Origin of the sequence: Quyinboa ferrireducens (genome assembly GCF_042436675.1) — a bacterium.
Lineage (GTDB): Bacteria > Bacteroidota > Bacteroidia > Bacteroidales > UBA5342 > JBHJHP01.
Genome location: NZ_JBHMVA010000078.1, coordinates 1 through 1055 on the forward strand (window position 1 = coordinate 1; position 1055 = coordinate 1055).

At 35.2% G+C, this 1055-nt stretch carries 1 protein-coding gene; it reads right to left on the reverse strand.

Features of this window, described 5'->3' with window-relative positions; translation table 11 throughout:
* Positions 1 to 38 precede the first annotated feature (38 nt).
* Entirely contained in the window at positions 39 to 827 is a 789-nt protein-coding gene (locus ACE01N_RS20490) for a DUF6000 family protein (RefSeq protein ID WP_380592946.1), read from the reverse strand.
* Between the last annotated feature and the right edge of the window lie 228 nt (positions 828 to 1055).

Sequence of the window (1055 nt, forward strand, 5' to 3'; positions counted from 1 at the left end):
ATCACCGTATGTAGACTTAAGTAGATTTGCTGCCTAATTTATTGCACAATATTTTGGTTTTTCCTTAGAATAGTGTTAGCTGCTTTAATTCTTTCTATCGTATCAATCCTCTCTTTAATCCAATCAGTATCTAATTCCTCCAACCAAGCTGAATTTTTTTCTAAATGCTCTATCATTTTTGGGTCTCCATTTTCCTTTTTCATTTTTTCAATGGATTCTAGTTCTGATTTCCTCTTATCGTAAATAAAAGCTCTCCAATTGTCTAAATGTCTCTCTGTTCGATTTGTATTATTAACTAAATCCGTGAATTTTAGAGCCTCTAAGACCTGTCTTTGGTCAAAATATAAGTCCTTTTGAAGTAAATAGTAATCTAAATATTGGTCTAAATAGGATATTGATTCCTCTGTATTAAAAGAAACCAAAACTTTTGCATATTCACTCCCAGCGTAGCAAACTTCACTTTTAATCAGATGAGTTCCTATTATTTTTATAAAATCCTTTTTGTCCATAATTGCAGAAAAGAAGGCACCAGTCTGTCGTGTTCTCCAATTAAAATCACCAAGATTAGTTAAAATAATCTCATCCGTTATTTCTGGTTTCAAACCGATTATTTGGTTAATCCATTCTTCATCAGTTTTATTTAGGTTAAAGTAAAAAGGGGCAGTCCATTTGTCAATAAAGTCCTGTGTTATTTCCTTATCATTAGAATAAGACTCCAAACTGTCAAATTTACCTCGATGTCTAACGGTAGCACCAGCGACATGAAGTTTTAATGCTTCTGTCAAGTCAGTACTCCTTTTTCTCCTAAACCAATCAAATATTTTCATCTCAATCTTATTCTGTTTCGTTCGGGGCGTTTCCTATTATTGCAGCTAACGTTCCCGCGTTATGGTGTCGTGCGGTTGACTGTCCCACGAAGTGGAGACTGTCAAGCCGAAAACGACGCCAGGATGCATGTGGATTTGCAGGTTAAAAGAGCCGCATGCACTATGCACCGCGTGTTGTGCACAGTATTTTTTTATCCTTCAATTCAGTAACAATATTAATCCTTCAGA

Bases quoted from the DNA above. Each gene is read 5' to 3' on its own strand.
- ACE01N_RS20490 (WP_380592946.1), bottom strand. From the start codon at position 827: ATGAAAATATTTGATTGGTTTAGGAGAAAAAGGAGTACTGACTTGACA.